The 21,848-nt window shown below is 36.8% G+C and carries 21 protein-coding genes and 1 tRNA gene; 7 read left to right on the forward strand and 15 right to left on the reverse strand.

The features are described from left to right. Positions 1-35 precede the first annotated feature (35 nt). The 11 genes from FORMB_RS08555 to FORMB_RS08605 all read right to left on the reverse strand — a co-directional run bounded on the left by FORMB_RS08555 (position 36) and on the right by FORMB_RS08605 (position 10,859). Positions 36-260, reverse strand: coding sequence for a hypothetical protein (locus tag FORMB_RS08555; protein ID WP_069677054.1), 225 nt, complete (start codon positions 258-260; stop codon positions 36-38). A gap of 83 nt (positions 261-343) precedes the next feature. Continuing rightward, the gene (locus FORMB_RS08560) at positions 344-1,261 is read right to left on the reverse strand and encodes a hypothetical protein (protein ID WP_157498113.1); all 918 of its coding nucleotides are present in this window, start codon (positions 1,259-1,261) and stop codon (positions 344-346) included. A gap of 213 nt (positions 1,262-1,474) precedes the next feature. Then, entirely contained in the window at positions 1,475-2,173 is a 699-nt protein-coding gene (locus FORMB_RS08565) for a YARHG domain-containing protein (protein ID WP_157498114.1), read from the reverse strand. A gap of 134 nt (positions 2,174-2,307) precedes the next feature. Then, a complete protein-coding gene (locus FORMB_RS08570) occupies positions 2,308-3,360 on the reverse strand; it encodes an AI-2E family transporter (RefSeq protein WP_069677057.1) in 1,053 nt (350 codons plus the stop codon). Between the two features lie 21 nt (positions 3,361-3,381). Beyond that, positions 3,382-4,344, reverse strand: coding sequence for a DUF6268 family outer membrane beta-barrel protein (locus FORMB_RS08575; RefSeq protein WP_069677058.1), 963 nt, complete (start codon positions 4,342-4,344; stop codon positions 3,382-3,384). Between the two features lie 126 nt (positions 4,345-4,470). Beyond that, positions 4,471-5,328 (reverse strand): bile acid:sodium symporter family protein, encoded by an 858-nt coding sequence (locus FORMB_RS08580; protein ID WP_069677059.1) that lies wholly within the window; start codon positions 5,326-5,328, stop codon positions 4,471-4,473. A gap of 30 nt (positions 5,329-5,358) precedes the next feature. Then, positions 5,359-7,416: a DUF3857 domain-containing transglutaminase family protein gene (locus FORMB_RS08585; protein WP_069677060.1), complete on the reverse strand. Its 2,058-nt coding sequence runs from the start codon at positions 7,414-7,416 to the stop codon at positions 5,359-5,361. A gap of 54 nt (positions 7,417-7,470) precedes the next feature. Further along, the gene (locus FORMB_RS08590) at positions 7,471-8,088 is read right to left on the reverse strand and encodes a hypothetical protein (RefSeq protein ID WP_069677061.1); all 618 of its coding nucleotides are present in this window, start codon (positions 8,086-8,088) and stop codon (positions 7,471-7,473) included. Between the two features lie 58 nt (positions 8,089-8,146). Further along, positions 8,147-8,533 carry a hypothetical protein gene (locus tag FORMB_RS08595; RefSeq protein WP_069677062.1) on the reverse strand — a complete coding sequence of 129 codons (387 nt, stop codon included), beginning with the start codon at positions 8,531-8,533 and terminating at the stop codon, positions 8,147-8,149. A gap of 69 nt (positions 8,534-8,602) precedes the next feature. Continuing rightward, complete coding sequence (locus tag FORMB_RS08600) at positions 8,603-9,202, reverse strand: hypothetical protein (protein ID WP_157498115.1); 600 nt, start codon at positions 9,200-9,202, stop codon at positions 8,603-8,605. Between the two features lie 514 nt (positions 9,203-9,716). Next, on the reverse strand, positions 9,717-10,859 hold the full coding sequence (locus FORMB_RS08605) for an acyl-CoA dehydrogenase (RefSeq protein WP_069677944.1): 1,143 nt from the start codon (positions 10,857-10,859) through the stop codon (positions 9,717-9,719). A gap of 74 nt (positions 10,860-10,933) precedes the next feature. Here FORMB_RS08605 and FORMB_RS08610 point away from each other — a divergent pair, with 74 nt between their 5' ends. From FORMB_RS08610 to FORMB_RS08640, 7 genes are all read left to right on the forward strand, one after another. Beyond that, positions 10,934-12,028 carry an anhydro-N-acetylmuramic acid kinase gene (locus FORMB_RS08610; protein ID WP_069677064.1) on the forward strand — a complete coding sequence of 365 codons (1,095 nt, stop codon included), beginning with the start codon at positions 10,934-10,936 and terminating at the stop codon, positions 12,026-12,028. Between the two features lie 86 nt (positions 12,029-12,114). Further along, positions 12,115-13,506, forward strand: coding sequence for a sodium:proton antiporter NhaD (gene nhaD, locus FORMB_RS08615; RefSeq protein WP_069677065.1), 1,392 nt, complete (start codon positions 12,115-12,117; stop codon positions 13,504-13,506). Between the two features lie 56 nt (positions 13,507-13,562). Beyond that, on the forward strand, positions 13,563-14,255 hold the full coding sequence (locus FORMB_RS08620; protein WP_197493457.1) for a MotA/TolQ/ExbB proton channel family protein: 693 nt from the start codon (positions 13,563-13,565) through the stop codon (positions 14,253-14,255). 1 nt (position 14,256) lies between these two features. Then, positions 14,257-14,649, forward strand: coding sequence for an ExbD/TolR family protein (locus tag FORMB_RS08625; protein ID WP_069677066.1), 393 nt, complete (start codon positions 14,257-14,259; stop codon positions 14,647-14,649). Position 14,650: 1 nt separating this feature from the next. Next, positions 14,651-15,568: an energy transducer TonB gene (locus tag FORMB_RS08630; RefSeq protein ID WP_069677067.1), complete on the forward strand. Its 918-nt coding sequence runs from the start codon at positions 14,651-14,653 to the stop codon at positions 15,566-15,568. After that, the gene (locus FORMB_RS08635; RefSeq protein WP_069677068.1) at positions 15,569-16,786 is read left to right on the forward strand and encodes a bifunctional folylpolyglutamate synthase/dihydrofolate synthase; all 1,218 of its coding nucleotides are present in this window, start codon (positions 15,569-15,571) and stop codon (positions 16,784-16,786) included. Between the two features lie 61 nt (positions 16,787-16,847). Beyond that, a tRNA-Val gene (locus FORMB_RS08640) sits at positions 16,848-16,922 on the forward strand. Between the two features lie 371 nt (positions 16,923-17,293). Here FORMB_RS08640 and FORMB_RS08645 read toward each other — a convergent pair. From FORMB_RS08645 to FORMB_RS08660, 4 genes are all read right to left on the reverse strand, one after another. Continuing rightward, on the reverse strand, positions 17,294-17,623 hold the full coding sequence (locus tag FORMB_RS08645) for a hypothetical protein (protein ID WP_069677069.1): 330 nt from the start codon (positions 17,621-17,623) through the stop codon (positions 17,294-17,296). 129 nt (positions 17,624-17,752) lie between these two features. Then, positions 17,753-18,928 carry a putative metal-binding motif-containing protein gene (locus tag FORMB_RS08650; RefSeq protein WP_069677070.1) on the reverse strand — a complete coding sequence of 392 codons (1,176 nt, stop codon included), beginning with the start codon at positions 18,926-18,928 and terminating at the stop codon, positions 17,753-17,755. Further along, positions 18,925-19,623: a T9SS type A sorting domain-containing protein gene (locus FORMB_RS08655; RefSeq protein ID WP_069677071.1), complete on the reverse strand. Its 699-nt coding sequence runs from the start codon at positions 19,621-19,623 to the stop codon at positions 18,925-18,927. Before FORMB_RS08655 ends, FORMB_RS08650 begins: the two co-directional genes overlap by 4 nt. Before the next feature lie 375 nt (positions 19,624-19,998). Further along, a complete protein-coding gene (locus FORMB_RS08660) occupies positions 19,999-21,843 on the reverse strand; it encodes a hypothetical protein (RefSeq protein ID WP_157498116.1) in 1,845 nt (614 codons plus the stop codon). Between the last annotated feature and the right edge of the window lie 5 nt (positions 21,844-21,848).

Below are 21,848 nucleotides of genomic sequence, written 5' to 3' on the forward strand. Positions count from 1 at the left end.
TCTAATGTGAATAACGAAACAATACAGTAGATTGGCTATTCTATAATTTCGTAGTCAATACTTAGTTTACGCAAAGCTCTTAAAGCAGAGCCAGAATTTTTATCGTCGACCTCTATATCTACAGCGTCTCCTTCAAGAATTATACCTGTAAGTTCATTCGCTAAGGAACCACTAATGTCAGATGAAATTTCTGCAATACATTTGGCAATTGCTCTTCGGTCTGGTCTCTGAGCATCACAAGATAATAAGTTTAATTTCATAATTTAATCTAACTTTTGATAAAGCACTAAATTACGTAATTATTTCTAATAGACGATTGGCACTTGTTTGAACTATTGAAATATTATTTTTTTTCACTCAATTCTTTCACTTTCAGAGCCCAACTATTTAATATATCTTTTTGAGTTTCAAAATCATCATTAGAGTATGGACCACAAACAATTTTTAATTCTGTCGATTTTGATTGTTCATTATCTAACAGAAGAAATTTTGCAACATATTGAGAATCGCCTAATTCAGAATCAATTTGAATGTAATGATTGCCATATAAATTTGCTGCGAATTCTGAAGTGATCACTCCGCCATTCAGATATCTAAAATTAACTTTTGATGAATCATTCCAACTGGGTATTGGCGTATGATCTTTATCAAAGATCACTTCCAAAACTTCGTAATATTGGGGATTGGTAAGCACCTCCCAAATTTTATTTTGAGGAGCATCTATTTGGACAGACTGCATTACAAAGCGGGTAGGAGATAGAGATTCAATCTCAGCATCCAAAAGAAATCGAACCTCATTTAAGCGCGCACTTCCATTTCCGCCATTTAAATATCTAAACCCAACAACAGAATCTTCTGCAATTTTCACCGCTTGTATTACAATTATAAGCTCTTCTTTTTTTGAATTTTCATTGTAGTATCGCCCCAATTTAGGCATCTTCATATCCAAAGGTTTTGCGTTTGGATGTTTTTTTTGATCAACAAAAATTAAGGACGTCCCATTTTGAGTTTCTTCTTTGCTTGGTAAACGTCCATTTACTACGTTTACATTTTTCCAGTTGCGAATGTTTACTGCTGGAAATCCATTAAGATTATCAGGGCAATACCAACCCCCATAATTATGCGGCTTCTGCTTTGCGGTAATCACTTTTTCTATCGATTTTTCTACCTTATTGTTTTCAATAGTTTTGTTGTTTTCTAAACAAGACATAAATGTAACAAGACAGAGTAGGAGCAGTATTTTAAGAATATTGTTTTTCATGTGTTTATTGTTTTTAAGGGTCACACTTCAACTGCGCCTACCTTGGGTAGGCAAGCCTGTATGCCGATAGGCAGGCTCATTGCAAGTTTGGTACATCTATTTAATCATTTTCTTGGGTGTCAAGTTTTAATTAAGGGTACTTTATGTATAGTTGAGCGGCAGTTAAAGTACTAAATTACATAATTATTTTCAGACCGAGTTGTTCGTTATTTTTTATTTAATTTCATCAATTAATCGGATGTTATAGAACTCAATTTTAGTTAGAAATTCATCTACATTTTCATGTTGCGCTTGGTACCATGATTGTTTTTTAAAATACGTATCCATTTTAGCATCTTCCATAAAAATATAGCCATACCGTGCATATATTTCATTTTTCATTAGCATCAATTTCTTAGTGCTCATTTTTTCTATTTTGCTAACTTCTAATTTTTTAAATGAGGCTGTTTTGTACTTTCCAGGATAGCTGTTTTCAAATGTCATTTTTTTCCGCCTTCCAATTTCAAATTCACGACCATCAACTGAACTCGACCAAGGATTGTCAATTTTTAAGCTTTTGTGAGACTTTCCATTCTTATCGGTATAGATTACAAATTGTCCAGTATGTTGGTCGCTAGTGATTTTCCCTGTCTTGTCAATTTTAATGGTTTTCAAGTTTTTAAAATGGAATTTCCGAGTTCCTGTGTTTTTTTCCCAGTAGGTACTCTTTACTTGACCTATCAAGTTGTCGCCACAAAAGAATAAATTTAAGTCAGATTCACTTTTTCCTTCTCCAAAATGATAGGTTCCTTCATATGCAATTTCAAATTTTGGAACCCAGGGGGATATGCTAGATTCATTAATTTTTTGTCCTTCCCAATATTGTGCAAAAGCCAAATTGGAAATAAATAAGAGGACTGCAAATGGTTTCACAAGTAGGTTATTTAGTGGGTTAAATAGGGTGTGTATAAGCTGAGTTCAATTTTGAGATTGAACTTGCCGTTTGGTATATGTGAGTGTTTTAAAAACTAAATAATTTTACAAGTAGTTGAGTGTGGTTTTCTCAACTATTTTCTCTTAAATTGTATGGGTTCAGGACCGGCCATTAAATTAGCAATGACCTTCGTTTTTGGGAATTGTTCCAGTAGTATTTTGATAAACACGGTAATTGGAATACAAAGGATCATTCCGGGTACACCCCAAAGAAACCCCCAAAACATGAGCATCACCAAAATGGTAATCACATTAATAGAAAACGATTTGCCCATAAAGATAGGTTCTAAAACACCACCCATTATGAGCTGAACAAGCGTTATTATAAGAATAAAAAACAATAACATTCCTGTTGGGTCTAATTCTATAAAAGCAAATAAGGACAAGCAGACCACTGAAATCACAGAGCCTATCATTTGAACAAAATTAATTACAAACGCAAATAATCCCCAAAAAATAGGGAAACTTACATCAAAGGCATAGCAGGCAAGTGTAAAGCCTAAACCTGTAAATAAACTGATGATAAATTTAACTTTAATAAATTTTATCAGGTCTTTTTCAATTCGCATGAAAACCTTCACAGATGAAAATTGTTGACGAATCACAAGGTTGTGTAATATTTTCTGAATATTCAAGGATTCTGACAGCAGTAATATTGCAAAGAAAAAGGTCATCAAAGTCATTGTTGTGGTGGTACTAATTAAATCAATTGTGGAGCCAAATGTTTTACTTAAATCTATTTCCTGAATGTAATGTAGAATAATACTTTTGCCTTCGATGCGTTCAATCCCAAAATAATTTTCTACAGGAAATATTAAGTGTTTTAACTTCGACTCTGCATTTTCAATCCAATTATTTTGGGATGCTAAAATTTCTTGACTCGAGAGTTGAATGACTTCAACGGACATTTTAATGAACACACTAATAATTAGGATGACAATCAAAATACTAATTGTTTTAGGCGTATTTTTCTTTCGTAACCAACGCACTAAAGGCCAGAAAAGTAATGCTATAAACATTGAAAAAACAAGTGGGATAAATATAAAAGACAATAGTTTTAGTACGTAAAAAACTACGGGCATAGCAATTATTAATAATAAGATATTTGTTGTTCTTCTTTCGTTCATTTTCAGAGTATTCTTGTGTGTTTAATAGGTGTTTGGACGGTGCCCAATTTTTATAAATTTATTTATTTGAGCTGATCCCTTTAGTTTTTTTAATTTTAAACGGTAAAAAACGGAAACCTTAAATAGCCAACTGTCTGAGAAATCAGTGTTCAGTTGGGTGCGATTATCACCAAAATTTAAGAGCGGAAGTCCCAATGAAATTTTCTCATCATAAATACGATAGGACCTCCCAAGAGAGCGTCCTAGCCCCAGTTGAAAATTAAAACCATTTTTTGTTCCGTATTGGAAATAGGTGTATAGATCTTGAGAGAATTTAACCAAATAACGATCTACTTCTGTTTCCGCAGGCGAATTTAGATGGTAACTCCTAGTTTGCCCTTTGAAGTTTAGTCCAAGTCGAACGTTTTTGGTAATGGAGTAATTGAGATCTACAGAAAGAGGCAGAAGTACTTTCACTTCAATTTTTTCAGTAGGATTCAAGTAATAAAAACCAAACAAGGGAACAATAAAAGGGCCAAACGACTCACTGTTTGCATACACCCCAAACTTGTAGTTCAATCGGTCTGTTTTAATATACTTCATCAATACAACGCCTCCTAGCTGAAAATCACGATTAGAAATTTTATTGAAGTCGGAAGAGATTTTAGGGAGGAGCATATAGGTGCCGCTCCATTTCGAATTGTGGTTAATATTGGCTCCTAGCTTTAAGGTCAGCCCCGTTACCGATTCTTCTTTTCGTCCAGGGTCAAAAGCGGCGGAAATGTTTTCGTAAATGATGCCTGTTAGGAAAGTAAAACGGTCATTAATGACAATAGGGGCGGTCAGATTTCCGTTTATTTCCTGCAGTGTCGTTGTGGCATCTGTTGTGTCAAAAGTATTTACAGGAGTAATAGCGTAGTCAAACGTGGCAAGGTCTATATAGTCCTGAGCGGGGGCCGTAGCTGTCCAAATAAGCAAAGCAATAATAAAAGGTGTTTTTTTCAAGAGTTTTATTTTAAGCTTAATTATATTATTTTTCTTATCCTATTCTAATTGCAAATAACGTGTTTGTATGAGATTATTTACGTTATTTAACAATATATTTCACAGGAATTTTATCGTAGTTTTTTTTTATTTTTGACTTGAAGTATTCATTGCAAAAGCGATGATAACACCTCCAGTAAAAAACATAATAAGACTGTAAACAGCGGGGGCGATGGCATAGTTGTCATTCATTAGAACTCCGGAGGCAATCGCAATGGCCATGGTGCCATTTTGAATTCCAGATTCTATCGAAATTGTTCGTGATTGTGCTAAACTTAATTTCGCAATTTTCGCTGTAGCCAAACCGACAAGCATGGTTGCAATATTTAATACTAAGGCTGTCAATCCTGCTTGTTTTAGGTAAGGAATCAGCTCTTCTTTCTTTTTTATAACCAATCCAATGATGACTAAAAATAAGACTGCGCCCGAAGCAATTTTCACAGGTTTATTCATTTTATCTGCAAAAATAGGTTTGGCGTTTTTTAGAGCCATCCCAAGAGAAACAGGAATAATAACGATTACAAAAATTTGAATCACCGTTTGCAATTTGTTGATTTGAACCATTTCGTCCGCTTCTAAAAATTGGTTTAGCGCAAAGTCTATCACAAAGGGAATGGTGAAAATAGTAATCAAGCTATTGACGGTTGTTAATGAAATGGATAAGCCAATGTCTCCTTTTGCTAAATAGGTGATGAGGTTCGATGTGGGTCCGCCAGGGCAGGCCGCGAGTATCATGATTCCAATTGCAATGTCTGTTTCTACATTTAATAAAGAAATTAATACGTAGGCAATAACCGGTAGCAAAATAATCTGATTTACAAGCCCAACAATGACTGCTTTTGGGTGTTGAAACAAGCGAATAAAATCATCTTTCACAAGCGATAAGCCCATGCCAAACATGATGATGATTAATGCAATTGCGAGAATAATTGTTCCTGTATCCATAGGGTTCTGGGGTTTTAAATAGGTTTTATTTTATTTTTTTGAGAATCTCCAAACAATAAAAATTACTAAAATAATAATCAAAAACACAAATAAAGCAATTTTACCTAAGCTTAAAATTAAATTTTTTATCGGAAAGTTGTTTGTGTTTTCAGGGATGAAAATAGTGTAGCCGAACGTTTTTTCTACTTCAGTTATATCATTATAATATATTGTAAATTCATCGGGAGTAACTGAAGGTTTTTGAATTTTCAGGTAACTATTTAGTTGTACCTCATTTTTCTTTTTATCGTAATCTATATTAAAGTCGTAGTAAAAAACATCATTACTAACGACGTCATTATTATTTTCAATTTGCCATGCACTTGGTAAAACAATATTTGTTTTGTGCTCTCTAGAAACAGGGTATGGTAAGCTCATTTCATTTTTTCTTGTTCCCTTGTTAGGTACATAGAAAATATCGGTTAAAGTACTAGGTGTAAAAGTAATAGAGATAAAGCCTGGTTTTAGGCTCATTGGCTCCCAAATACTATCTATAACGTAAGACTCTTTAACGGTAAATTCATTTTGGGATACATTATCATTTACAGAGGGTTCATCTACTATTTTTATTTTAGAATAGGAGTTTGCATAATAATTTTTATATTCTTTTAGGATGCTACTTTTGCTATTGTCTTTAAAATAATTACGCATTCTGTCCGCCTCAGAATCTGTATAAATAGTAGTTACTTTTAATGTAGCTCCGCCATTGACTTCTTTTATGACAAATTCTTCTAAAGTGGTTATTTTGTTATTAGAAGAGGATGTTATAGTGTCATAAGCCACATTGTTTTTTTGAACAACGAGTCCATACTCATAATTAGGGAAGTGAGTGTTTTTATAGGTCCCCCCTTGATTATAGATTGTAGGGTCATAATATAACTCCCATTTATCTTCATCAATTACTTTTACCACACAATGGTCAAAAAAACTTGGGGATGGGGGTAATTCTGTAATGGTATTTTTCATTGTGGTATTAAGAAGCATTGGGTATGCTTCTACGTTGATTTCTTTAAGCATTTGCACCATTAGCAGGCTCTTGTCTTTACAATCTCCATACCGCTGCTCAAAGACTTTATTAGGGAAATTAGGCTTGTAACTATTCACGCCATATTCTAAACCTAAATATCTAATGTCGTCTTGAACAAAATTAAGAATTGCTTTTATTTTTTCACCTTCTGTATTATAGGCTGCATTAATTTCGGATATTTTCATTTTCACGGCCGGACTTAATGGTTCGTTTTGCGCGTAAATAGTAGTGGCCCAGTTTACAACCTCTTCCAAAGAGAAATAATCACTTACAAAAATTGTGGGCATTACTATTTTCCACGATGGAATACTTGATTCGTATTCAAAGGGTTCAGGTGTTTCAACGCTCCAATTATAAGTCGTAACTTTCTTTTTTTTACTTATTTTTGGTTGAAGTGTTGTATTAAAAGTCTTGTAATTAAGGTCGTTTTTCGTTTTAATAGTTACATTAATTTTCCCAATAGGCATGTAGTCATTTAGAATAAAAGCATTAGAAAATTTTCCATAATGAATTGGGTTAAACCCTTTGACAGTATAGCTTAAATCAATAATATCTCCAGCGCGAACATCTGTCAAATTTAGCATTGCAGAAAGCGACCCATCATAAAGATAATTTTCTGCATTTAGCTCTCGTTTTATTACTTGAAAATGATTTGGATTCAATTTATTGATTACTTTTCCATCTCTAATAATGTTAATAGAATGAAATGTTAACTTTTGATATAACGGATCGTAGACGGCATTAATGTTGGAGCTTGATTGCACACCTGTTTTGTCTGTTATTTTAGTTACGAACCTAAAATATACTTCCTCTTTAAATACATTAGTTTGATAATCAGCTAAAAGGGTTAATGTGCCTTCTGTAATTTCATCTTCGTCTACTTCTGGATGTGTGTTGTAATCCTGAAAATCCACCCACGATGGGTACTTAGAAACGTTTACAGTGTTTTGACTATATGCACAGCAAATAAAAAAAATGGCTAATAAATGGGGAATGAATTTTTTTAGTTTTAAAAAATGCATACTTATGGTTTTTTTTTTAAGCGGAATTAGACTTCTATTTTTTTGATACGTTTTCTATTCACAAAACAGGTTATAATCGTCAACTAATTCTATTAAATTATTTGAGTTATATAATTTATTTTCTAAATAATAAACAATTTTGCCGCAGTCAGAAAAATATTTTTTTGCTCTAGAAATAAAACTCCCAAAACTATTTGGGCCACTTATTAATTTTGCTATTTGCTCATTATTTCTTTTGAGATAAAATTGAGAATCTTCGTAATAAGTTGTTATCGAGTGAAAGTTTGGGTCTGCATTAAACATGCTATGACTTTTTAAAACACTTCTTGTGTATAAGTTTACTTTTCCGCGAACAACTAGTTCCATTAATACATATTTCTTCTTTTTTATAGGAACGAATACGTAATGTAGTGTCGTAAAGTCTTCATCTCCAAAAATGACTTCTTCGACAGTATCGCTTCCAAATTTTTTCCTAGGGGATTTTCTATTTTTCCGATATTTAAAATCGGTACTTCCTATTGATATTAGTCCGCCAGAGTGTAATGGGAATTTCACCAAGCCTCTAAACGAAGAGCCATTCTTTAAGACTACTTTTGCAGGAGTCCATTCGTATTGGGCGTGAACTGAAAAAAAGATAAAAAACGTTAAAATTAAAAATATGTTTTTTGTCATTACAGTTATTTAGATTTTCTGAGCTGTTGTGGAGCGACTAGAAGTTGCCTAAAATGTTTTACTCCTTTATTTTCATTGGGATGTTAAATTCGTGCTTTTCTTTTCGTTTTTCTCCAAATCTAACTTTTACTTTCAAAGTGTCTGTTTCAAGATGATTATTTGAAACTTTAATTTCTGTTCTTATCGTTCCGCCTTTTGTTCCAAGCACGCGAATTCCAGCCCCGTAAACAGAGAAAGTATTTGGTTCTATATTAGTTAGTACAAAGTTTATTTCAGTTGGCTTATCATATTCCAAATAATCATTTCCGTTCAGTATTTGTATTTCTACTTTTTGATTTCCATTCTTGTAAATCAAATCCGTTTTTTTAGTTTCGGAATTTCTACAACTGTAAATGGTAAAAGTCATAAATACGATGAATGATTTCAATGCTATGTTTTTATTCATAAAAATTGGTGAGTATTTCCGCAACCTCTTCGTGTATGGTTAGTTGCGGCGTTTGGCAGTATTTGTTTTTTAACACGATGAACAACTTCCAACTTTATTCTCTATAAATAATTGATTATCACTTTTGTCAGATAAAAATAACGACAAGCCTATTCCTGCCAAATGAGTTGAAGTTCCAACCAACATATCAAGACGATTATCACCATTTAAATCACCAATCCAATAAAGGTAAATTCCACCTTCAAAACCACCGGAGGAAAAGGAAGGAATATCCATTTTTACAATACTTTTATTAGTTTTCCCACAAGCAACTCTTAATTCATAATTTTCTATTTTCTTAAAATATGGAAATTCATTATTTTTAGTTTCGATTAATTTACCTTTTGTGTAAATCGAATAGCCTCTGCTCTTTTCTTCGTTTTCAGAGTTTGGAACGGAAAACATTATGGTTTCTCCAGGATACATTTTTCTATTTATCCATCTTCCAATTGTTGAATCTTTTATAGAATTCAATCCTTTAATTATAAATTTCGGTTGAATACTACTGTCAGAATTGTATTTTTTAATGTTAAAATTAGTGAGATTATATTTTTCTTTTTCATAAACTGCGAAGTAATCAGAAAAATCAATCTTAGTTTCATCCATTCCACTTCTTTCGTAGCAATTCATTAACATAACACTTATCGGATTCTCGTTTTCTAAATTTTGAGAATAGATATTGCAATAAATTAACAATGAAAAAATTAGAAATCGTATGTTCATAGTTTATTACTAATTATTGCCGTCGTGTTTGTGTATAATTTTGTTGCATGCTGAAGCACTTAACTTTAGTAAATACAAATCTAAAGGCAAAGTCCCCCGATTTAGAGCAAGGTAATTCATTTTTTCAATTGTATACAACGACCCCTTCAAGTATGTTTATCCCTTTTAAATTCAATGTTCTGTAGAACTTTCTCTCCCAACCGCCCACGGCTTCGCCACAATGAGTCCCGTTTTTTTTAAAATGAAAATCACTAAAAACAGCTTTAGGAATTGGTGCAACGACTAAAGCCCTTCTAAAAAGGGTAATTTAAACTTACTTTCGTACCATTGGTCGTGAAGAAAAACGTTTGGGGTTTTAATTCGAGAATAAATATAATAAAAAAAAGGCAACCATTGTAATTCGCCTTCGATTATAATCAAACTAATCTTTAAGCACCGCTCTCGAAATCACCATTTTTTGAATTTCAGACGTCCCCTCATAGATTTGAGTAATCTTGGCATCCCGCATCAAACGCTCTACATGGTAGTCTTTTACAAACCCATTTCCACCGTGAATTTGTACCGCTTCCACTGTATGTTCCATGGCGATTCTCGATGCAAACAGTTTTGCCATCGCACTCGACGTGTCATAAGAAACCTTCTGGTCTTTTTCCCATGCCGCTTTCATCACCATGTGGCGTGCTGCTTCAATATCCGTAGCCATATCCGCCAATTTAAAAGCAATCGCTTGGTGGTTGCAAATTTCGGTGCCAAAAGCCTTGCGTTGTTTGGAGTATGCCAACGCCAATTCATAAGCGCCAGAAGCAATCCCTAATGCCTGAGACGCAATTCCAATCCGCCCACCAGACAAAGTTTTCATTGCAAATTTAAATCCAAATCCATCCACGCCAATACGGTTTTCTTTGGGCACTTTTACATCGTTAAATTGTAGCGTATGTGTATCGCTTCCACGAATTCCGAGCTTGTCTTCTTTGGGTCCAATCTCAAAACCAGCCATCCCTTTCTCGATGATAAACGCATTGATTCCTTTAGACCCTTTACTGCGATCCGTTTGTGCAATCACAATATATACATCCGATCGGCCGCCATTGGTAATCCAGTTTTTAGTCCCATTAATCACATAATGATCCCCTTGATCGATCGCCGTGGTTTGTTGGGAAGTGGCATCACTGCCCGCTTCGGGTTCGCTCAAACAAAAGGCACCCACATGTTCGCCACTTGCTAATTTTGGGAGGTATTTTTCTTTCTGAGCTTCCGATCCATACGTCTCAATGCCGTAACAAACCAAAGAATTATTGACTGATACAATCACAGATGCCGACGCATCTACTTTCGAGAGTTCTTCCATAATCAGCACATACGAAATGGTGTCCATGCCGCTTCCGCCATATTTTGGATCCACCATGATGCCCATAAAACCAAGTGCTCCCATTTTTTTTACTAAATTGTCGGGAAATTCTTGGAGAGTATCTCGTTTAATAACGCCGGGACGTAATTCTGTTTGTGCAAAATCACGCGCAGCGTCACGAACCATAAGGTGTTCTTCAGATAAAGAAAAATTCATAAAAAGTGTATTTGTGATCCAAATATATAAAAAATTTACTATGCATGCATAGTAAATAAGCATAAATATTAAGTATGATCCATTCAAATTTTAATAAAAAATCAAAATACAATGTTATAGGAGTCATGTCGGGAACCTCGCTCGACGGGATCGATTTATGCCTTTCAAACTTTGAATATGGAACCTCTTGGAAGTTTCAAATCAGCGCTGCCGAAACGGTGGAATACTCTGAAATATGGAAACAACGTTTAAGAACCGCCATCGATTTAAACTCAAAAGAATTAGAAATTTTGAATGCAGATTACACTCGGTTTTTAGCCGACGTGATTCAAACGTTTATGAAGGCGCATAGCGGTACAAAAATAGATGCCGTTTGCAGTCATGGGCACACCGTTTTTCATGAACCCAACCTTGGAAAAACGCTTCAAATCGGGAATTTACCCGTTTTGGCAACCTATTTGAATCAAACTGTGGTTTGTGATTTCCGTACGCAAGACGTCGCTTTAGGTGGTCAAGGTGCACCTTTGGTACCCATTGGCGATGCGCTCTTATTTTCGGAGCATGACTACTGTCTAAATTTAGGAGGCTTTGCCAATATTTCTTTTGAACAAAATTCCGAACGGATTGCTTTCGACGTCTGTCCTGTCAATATTGTACTCAACCACTATGTGGCAACTTTGGGAATGGCCTATGACTCCGAAGGTCAAATAGCAGCCAAAGGAACCGTTTGCAAACCCTTGTTAGAGGTCTTGAATGCATTGGAGTTTTACAAACGACAACCTCCAAAATCATTGGGATTGGAGTGGGTGCAAAGCGAAATTTTTCCATTGATAGAAAGTTATAATTTAGAAGTCCCAATGGTTCTAAGAACCGTGATCGAACACTGCGCCGTACAACTTTCAAGTGTTTTAAAAACACATCAGTTGAAAAAGGGATTGATAACGGGAGGCGGTGTGTTTAATACCTTTTTAATGCAACGCATTTCAGAGTTATCTGGAGACCACTTACAACCAACACAGCCTCTAATTATCGACTTTAAAGAAGCCTTGGTATTTGGGTTTTTAGGCGTTTTGAGATTGCGAAATGAACCCAATTGTCTTCGATCTGTCACGGGCGCTTCCAGAGATCATAGCGGAGGATATATTTATTTCCCTGAAAAAAAGATTTAAATTTATAAAAAACCTGTTTAGTTTTTTATATTTGTTTCGCAGTTCCTACAAATGAAGACTGTACCTAAACCTTGAACAACTTATATATGGAAGCGGTTATTATTATTGTATTTATTACCGGCTATTTAGCCATCACCCTCGAACACAGTTTAAAAATAGACAAATTAATTCCAGCCTTGGTCATGATGGCCTTTAGTTGGGCGTTGATTTCTTTTGGAATTGATGACTTTAATACCTGGTTTGATTCTGGAAAACATGCCCTTCTTAGCAACTTTGAGGCGTTTGGTCATACAGAAAAAATGCACATTCTCGAAGAAACCTTATTACACCACTTAGGGAAAACAGCAGAAATACTCGTCTTTTTAATTGGCGCAATGACCATCGTTGAAATTATTGCCTATTTCAATGGATTCTCGACTATAAAGAACTTTATTAAAACCAAAAAGAAAACAAAGTTACTCTGGATTTTTGCGGTGCTAGCGTTTGTGCTATCCGCAATTATTGATAATTTAACGGCAACGATTGTTTTGATTTCATTACTTCAGAAAATAATTCACGACCGAAAAATGCGCCTTTGGTTTGCGGGACTTATTGTTGTTGCAGCCAATGCGGGCGGTGCTTTTTCTCCAATTGGAGACGTCACCACCACCATGTTATGGATTGCCAATAAAGTAAGTACAGGACATTTGTTTGGATACTTGCTTTTACCTTCCATTGTGTGTATGGTTGTACCAACCTTCATAGCGTCTAGATTGTCTGTTTTTAAAGGCTCTTTAGAATTGGAAACAGGCGAGTCGGAACCCACAGGGCGTTTTAGTGGCACTATGCTTTATTTAGGTTTAGCTGCCATTATTTTTGTACCTATTTTTAAAATGGCAACGCATCTACCTCCTTATGTGGGAATGATGCTTTCATTAGGAGTTGTCGCCATCTTTGCAGAACTATACAGTTCTTCAAAATTTAGTTTGAAAGATTTAGATAAAGAAAACGCAGAAGGCCACGTTATTCACAGCCCCGTACACGTTGCATTGACAAAAATAGAATTGCCGAGCATTCTATTCTTTTTAGGGATTTTAATGGCGGTTGCCGCCTTGGAATCTTTAGGAATTTTATTTGGTTTTGCAGATTGGCTTAAAGAGTCAACACCCGCTTTGGGAACCGAAATTGCTGGAGCAGAAATATCTGATTTAGTGGTGTTGCTATTAGGCGTAGGCTCTGCGGTGATTGATAATGTTCCGTTGGTAGCAGCCTCTTTAGGAATGTTTTCTCAACCTTTGGACGATCAACTTTGGCATTTTATTGCCTATTCCGCAGGAACGGGAGGAAGCATGCTTATCATTGGATCGGCGGCTGGAGTCGTAGCCATGGGTATGGAGAAAATCAACTTTTTCTGGTACTTAAAAAAAATCTCTTGGTTGGCCTTAATCGGGTTTTTAGCAGGAGCAGTTGTATTTTTCTTTACAAGAACACTTTTTTAAAAATACTTTAGTTCACATTTTTACGTTTTAAAATTCAAAGTAATACTTAAACATATATGATCACCACCCGTATTCAAGATGAAATCGCAATCCAACTGGACGCGGAATCCGTCGAAAAAACATTGTCCATAGTCGAATTGATTAAAAGTGGAGGCCTCGCGGGGCAGCTCATTATAGCTCTTTTAACCGTACTCCTTGTAGTCGCTTTATATATTTATTTTGAACGCTTGTTCACCATAAAAGCCGCTTCTAAAGTCGATCCGAATTTTATGAACCAAATAAAAGACCATGTGGTCAACGGAAAAATTGACGCCGCTAAGGCAGTCTGTGCACAAGTCAATTCTCCCGTATCACGATTGATTGATAAAGGGATTTCTAGAATCGGACGTCCACTCGCCGATATCAATTCAGCCATTGAAAATGCTGGGAAATTAGAAGTCTATAGCTTGGAGAAAAACGTAAGCGTGCTCGCAACCATTTCTGGAGCAGCCCCCATGATTGGGTTTTTAGGAACCGTCATCGGGATGATTTTATCCATTTTTGAAATCGCCAACTCCGGCGGTCAAATCGATATTAAATTATTGGCCGATGGACTCTACACCGCCATGACTACCACCGTTGCCGGTTTGGTCGTTGGGATTGTCGCCTACATTGCGTTTAACCATATTGTCGGACGCACCAACAAAGTGGTCTATCAAATGGAAGCCAATTCGGTAGAGTTTTTGGATTTACTCAACGAACCTATTTAATATGAATATTAGAGGTCGAAATAAAATCAGTCCAGAGTTTAATATGTCGTCCATGACGGACATTGTGTTTCTATTGTTGATTTTCTTCATGATAGCATCCACTTTGGTCACCACCAATGCGATTGATATATTATTGCCAACAGCCAGTGGAAAAACAGAAAATAAAAAATCGATTGCCGTCAGTATAAAAAAAGATTTGACCTTTTATATCGATCAATCGAAGGTTGAGGTTCAAAATTTAGAAGCTGAATTACTTCAATTACTCCAAAAAGAAACCGCACCAACCCTTGTGTTGAGAGCTGAAAAATCCGTTCCTGTGGACTATGTCGTCAAAGTGATGGACATAGCCAATCGGAATAAATTCAAAATCATATTAGCTGTAAACCCAAATTAAGATGGGCTACTTTAAAACCAAACATCAAAAACATTCCGCACGATTGACCACTGTCATCATGCTGTTATTGATCTTGCTCCTATTTATAGTGGGCCCTGGTTATATGGATCCACCTTTGGAATATGGTGTTGCGGTTAATTTTGGAACCACGGACACTGGAAGCGGAGCAATACAACCCAAAAAACCGTTGGCGTCGCAATCCACCCCCGTTTCTGAACCGGTCGTAGAACCTGTAAAAGCAGCACCGCCCGTTGAGTCCAGCGAACCTGCCGCAGCAGAAGAGGTGCTTACCTCCGAAGATTTAGAATCCATTGCCATCAAAAAAGCAGAAGCCGAAACCGCCAAGCTGAAGGCAGACGCAGATGCCAAAGTGAAGGCAGAAACTGAGGCTACCGCAAAAGCGCAGGCAGAGGCGAAAGCCAAAGCAGATGCTGAAGCGAAAGCAGAGGAAGAACGTCTCAAAAAAGAGGCCGATATAAAAGCGAAAAAGAAACAAGAATTAGATGCTTTGATGGGCGGCATCGGAACAGACGACGGTACCGACACAGGTTCTGAAGGTGATGATGATACTCCAGGTGATAAAGGTCAATTGAACGGCGATCCCTATGCGCCCAGTTATTTTGGATCTCCGGGAAGTGGAAACGGCGGCGTTGGCTATGGACTGAATGGCCGTGGGCGTCCGTCCAAAACGAAAGTCATTCCCGACTGTGATGAAGAAGGTAAAGTGGTGGTTGAAATTCATGTCAACCAAAAAGGGAATGTGGTCAAAGCCATCCCCGGAAAACGCGGTACGACGGGCGATATCTGTTTGTACGAGGCCGCTAAAAAAACAGCCCTTACCCACAAATGGCCTGCAGATTCCAAAGCACCTGCCAAACAAATTGGTTTTGTGATTGTCGATTTTAGCGTCCGCCAATAAATGAATTATTCAGAAACCACGCAATGGCTTTTTTCTCAATTACCACTCTATCAGAATGTGGGGAAATCAGCTTATAAAGCCGATTTAAGTCAAACCCTGAAACTCGCCAAACAACTCAATCATCCAGAACATCAATTCAAATCCATTCATGTTGGAGGCACCAACGGCAAAGGCTCCACAGCACACATGCTCGCATCGGTATTGCAAGAGGCAGGTTATAAAGTGGGTCTATATACATCGCCCCATTTAAAAGACTACCGCGAACGCATCCGTATAAACGGTGCTACGATCAGCGAAGATTTTGTGGTTGATTTTGTCGCGCATAACAAATCCTTTTTTGAAACCAATGCATTGTCATTTTTTGAAATGTCTGTGGGAATGGCATTTGCCTATTTTGCAGATGAACAAGTCGATATTGCGGTGGTTGAGGTCGGTCTTGGCGGTCGCTTGGATTCCACCAACATCCTAAACTCCGAAGTGTCGGTCATTACCAATATTGGTTTGGACCACACCCAATTTTTAGGTACGACTCTAGAAGCCATTGCAGGGGAGAAGGCAGGGATTATAAAACCAAACACGCCCATCGTAATTGGTGAAACACAGTTAGAAACCGAAGTCGTTTTTAGAACCAAAGCCACTAAAGAACAGGCACCGATTTATTTTGCCGATCAACGTATAGAAACTACACCTCCCACAAGTTTAAAAGGTGCTTATCAAATTCATAATGTACGGACGGTACTTCAAACTATTGAAATCTTAAATAGTGGGGCGTTTCCAATCCCTACAGAAGCAGTGCAACAAGGCCTATTAAAAGTCACCGAAAACACAGGGCTTCGTGGCCGTTGGGAGGTTTTGGGCAGTTTTCCAACAATCATTTGCGATACCGCACACAATAGGGAAGGGCTAAGTCTGGTGTTTAAACAACTCTTAACCAAAAAATTTCAACACTTACATGTGGTGTTGGGCATGGTGAATGATAAAGACATCCTGTCGCTTTTAGAGCTATTTCCAAAGGAGGCACAGTATTACTTTTGCAAACCCAATGTTCCTAGGGGGCTAGAGGCGTCTGAACTCGCACAGATTTTCACAGAACATGGTTTTGAAGGAAGTGTATATCGGTCTGTTAAAGACGCTTTAAAAGCCGCCAAACAAAGCGCATCCCACGACGATTTGATCTATGTTGGCGGCAGTACTTTTGTGGTGGCGGAAATAATTTAACTTTTTATTAAAAATCTTTTGTGAATTGAAAAACTAGACTATATTTGCAATCCAATAATTAGGGCGCATAGCTCAGTTGGTTCAGAGCACCTGGTTTACACCCAGGGGGTCGGGGGTTCGAATCCCTCTGCGCCCACAGAACATGAAAATCCACTCATTTGAGTGGATTTTTTTTGTTAATACATGAACCATTCATAACTAAAAACTCCCCATATAAATGAGGAGTTCTTTTAAATTGATAGTTTTCTAAAACAAAAAAGACTGCCTTTTCGGGCAGTCTCTTTTTGTTTTGCTTAACTATAGGTATATTTATAATTAGTTAAAACTTTAACTAACTGATCCCAAGTCTACACACTCTATAATTAAACAAGTAGATATGTAAAGTTAAAAATATTAGCGTTATTACCAAATAAATGCAAAAAAAAGAGCCTTTTCAAATTAGAAGGCTCTTTATAATTATTAATTCTGTAACACTATTTCAGGACGTCACATTATTTTAAACTTAATTTAAAACCCATACCCTTGAGTACTTCTGGCACTGTTGGCATTAGTACCACTAATAGTGCTATTTAATTGAGGTGTACCACTTTCCCATAGGTATTTTTCATTTCCGTAGTTACTATCATGCGAAGTCCCAATGGATTCATAAGTTCCAAAATAAAACGGTTCACTAGCTGATAATGTGGAGTCAAATACAATTTCATAAGCTGCACCTGCGGTAGTGTTAATTGTGTAGGTCTCTCCTACAACAATCACATTATAATCAGCATCCACAAGAAAAGGAATTACAGTGGCACCTGTTGTTGTAGTTAATGGGTAAATAATAACTTTAGTCATTTGTGTGCTAGCAACTAATATTTGAGGTTGTGCGTCTGACCCAATATTGACTGTTGAATAATTCTCATCATGACCTTCTGGGAACGTATGTGCGTCTGCATATCCAGAGAGTAAAGTAGGAGGTTCTGGCTAATCGTCTATATTTCCATCACAATTATTGTCATAACCATCATTGACTTCTTCTGCCCCGGGGTTTGTTGAAGCATCAGAGTCGTTACAATCGAAACCAACAGTCACATAGCCATTTGGTTGAACACAAGCAGTGATAGAAGTGAAATCATCTCCATAGCCGTCACTATCTGCATCTAGGTACCATACAGTGGCAGCACCTATGTTAGCATCAGAGTCGTCACAATCATCAGCATTACTCACATAACCCACAGGTTGAGCACAAGCGACAGTTAAAACACTGTTATCGCCATAACCGTCACTGTCAGTATCTGCGTAAAAAAGACTGCTCACACAAGGGTCTATCCAAGTGGCTACGCCACCAACCATGGTTAAAACTTGACCTTCAGTACCAGAACCTATAAAACTATCTACATAGTTTTTTGTTGCAACATCTTGCGCCTCTGTAGGGTCTGCTACATTTTGGACTGGATTGGAATTCATATTTAATACAGCAGTCACACTCAAATTGTCTGCAGAAACGTTGACATCCTCATTCACATTAATGTCCAATGTTCCGTCAGGCAAAACAATTTCTAAATCTTCATCTGAGGATTCTGCAATATAAGGTCCGTACTCTCCTGAAAGATAGTCACCAAAAACTAATTTACCCCCACTGTAATAATCGTCGGGGTTATTACCAAGAATTCGTACAGCAATGTTGTCTCCTGTATTGTTTTCAGCAAGTATATTTAAAGCTCCTGGGCCATTATCTTCGTCTACACTCCATTGTTCTAGAGCCGCCGATGCTCCAGTTCCATACAATAAACCGTCATTATCTATTTGTAAGCCTTTGGCTGCTCCACCATCATTGTTAATCCAAAAATCTTGTAAGCTAATGTTTTGAGTCGCTACATGATCCCAAGAGCCAGAACCCGCACCAGCAAGAGCCGTCCAAGCGGTTCCATTGTAATAATAAAATCCTGCAGTTGCATCAGTTTGGTAAATCATTAAGCCATCTGCTGCAGCTATAATTTCATCACGTTCGGTTTCTGTCATTCGTGGAATCAAAATACCGCCTTCTGTAGAAGTAATTTCCAAAGCTGCCGAAGCATCTATTACGGGCGTGTTAATTCCTACTTGAGCCGTTAAGCCCATGCTAAAAATAGCAATACTAAGTATTAATAGTTTTTTCATTTCTTAATAATTTTAAAAGTTGACAATTGGTTTTGGTTATTGGTTGTATGTAGTAAATAAACTCCTGTTGGAAGTTCAGACACATTCAATTCGTTGCGGTCAGATTCTAATACCTTTTGTCCAGAGACATTGTATAAAATAGATTTTTGAAGATTTTTTGACACAATGATCAGTTTGTCTGTCGTTGGATTTGGATAGACTTTTACAAAATCATTTGCAGCAATTTCTACGATCGTAAGACTCGCATTAGCCGAACTGGCTGTGATGCGTGTAAATTCTAAAGCCTCCGCAAAAGCATAGCTTAAAGTGTTGTTGGTATCGTTCACAATTGCGGGATGATTCGTCCAAATGCCCTCAGTACTTAGAGTTTCTAAAACCAAATCGTCTTCAGGAATATCATTGAGTTCGCCGTCTGCGTAGGCAAAAGTAATTGTGCCAGTAAAACCACTCAAAGCCGTTGTAGCGTCGTACACTCTGTTGATACTCGTGTTGCCTTCGACCACTACAGGCGTGTTTGTAATTGAAACTTCATTGGCGTCGCTAATGACATAGGTGTCACTGGGTGCTAATGTTAAGCCGCCTAAATTTAGGGAGGCTGTGTTTTCAATGGAAATTGAAGCGCCGTCTGAAACGGTTAAAATTTGACTGAACAACATGCCTGGAAGGCATAGGAGTCCTAAGATATATTTTTTCATAATTGGTTAATTTTATACAAAGATACAAAGTCTCTGGTCAAATGGATGTTTAATACTTTTTATTTACAAGTTAATAGAGACCTTGATCTGGTGTTTCTAATGCTTTGCTAAAAGTGTGGTTAAATATGAGTTGCATCTCATGTATACTATTGGCGCAAACAAAAAAGACTGCCTTTTCGGACAGTCTCTTTTTGTTTTGCTTAACTATAGGTATATTTATAATTAGTTAAAACTTTAACTAATTGACCCCAAGTCTACACACTCTATAATTAAACAAGTAGATATGTAAAGTTAAAAATATTAATGTCATTACCAAAAAAATGCAAAAAAAAAAGAGACTGTCTTTTCGGACAGTCTCTTTTGATTCAATTAAAATTAATTATCGCGCTTCACATGAATCACTCCAGAGATTGTATGTGAAACTCCTTGGTTATCCTCGTAATCGCCACTGAAATTAAGGTCAATGTACTCCCCGATAGCTGAGCCAAATGCACTTAGATTGTATTCGATAAAATTATTCACGTTGCTAATATCTTGACATTCATTCAAATTAAATCCAGCAGATGTGGAATTCCAATCTATGTTGCTGTAAACACCTTCGTAGTTGGGGAAAGTTGTGTCAAGTACTCCATAAAGATAAAAACAACCTTGACTAGTATTAGTGTTATTTGAACCATAAATAGTAAGTGATGGTGGATTGCTGTCTGATCCAAAATTTACATCAATATTTTCAAAGAAATACAACGTTTCTCCATTGTCATCAATAGTATACTGTATAAACTCTTCTAAACTATTACAAGCTGTCAATACCCCTAGGTTTGTTAAAGGACTTGTCAATGTGTAATTAATTTCACCCGTGCTTTGCAGGTTATCGTAATCATACCCCGTAATGCTAATCGCAGCGTTTTCATTACAATTAAGTACATTGATATCAAACACACCGTCCGTGACTAAACTATAAAACGCAGCACCATCTTCAATACGGCCTTCGACATATCCATTAGCCACTGCACTACCATCACATGTATTGAAAACACCCGTGATAGTTTCTTGATATTCTTCAACTTCAGGAGCATCAAGAACGATGTCAAGCGTGGTGTCTTGACTAAAAGGTCCAATGCTTTCAGATGAATTAGGGATTTCTAAGTTATTACAAATATTATACAAAATATATTGTAAGTTTAAAACTTGGTTGGCTGGGACAATACCACAAACTTCTCCATTGTTATTGGTGATTCCTGAGCCACTGCCATTAAATTCACTTTCAATACTTACCATAAGACTGCTCAATGGAGTGTTGTTAACATCACTAATATTTATACATAAGTTGATGTATTCGACAGGGATATCACAATTCCAAAAGGAGAAATGACTGACCGTTCCAACATATTTTGTTCCTTGGAGTGTGGCACTGCCCTCTTCAACCCAATAGCCGTTTTCTTCATCAAAATACCAAAGTGGAATTTCATTGGGTGCCCCTACTAATGTTTCAGAATCTAATGGGACGGATAGGGTTGCAGTGGTGCCCTCAGAAAGATTCAATTTCTCTCCAGTTTCACTGCGCAATTCTACGGCGAGCATGCCAAGAGTTTCAAGCATTCTTGCCTCATTTTGTAAATTTTCAGCTAACAGCATCCCGGGCATTTGCTGTGGCATGTCTTCATCGGTTGGGTTTAGAAAATGCAAAGTGACTTTTACATCTCCTGTGTATTCACTTCCATCGGAAAGGCTATAAGACCCAGAGAGATCAACCGCGGCACCATTGCTTAAATTCACAGTTGCGGCAGTTCCAGAACTCACTGTTTGAGTCACTGTTTGTGGTAATAACATTATTTGAACTTGATTGATCCCTGCTGTTGGGACTACAGATCTTGAACCGTGTAGGAAGCCTGCTTTTTCTACTTTGATAAAAGCAAATTTCTCATAGACTTGTGCGTTTTTTATAATAAAAACACCATTGATATCGGAATCCGTTGTGCTGTTTCCAATTTGAACCATGGCTCCGCTCACAGGATTGTTTTGTAGGTCGACAATACGGCCCATAAAATCGCTATCAGTTAGACTTCCAAAGCTTTCTATTAATGTGACGGATGGCGACGGTGTGTTGGGTTCTGTCGATCCACCAGCGGGTTCATCATTACAGCTTACAAAGCAAAAGAAAATTATGAGTGCGAATAAATTTCTGAGATTTACGAATCTTTTAAATGTGATCATCTTCATTTTAA

Source organism: Formosa sp. Hel1_33_131, assembly GCF_001735745.1.
GTDB lineage: Bacteria > Bacteroidota > Bacteroidia > Flavobacteriales > Flavobacteriaceae > Hel1-33-131.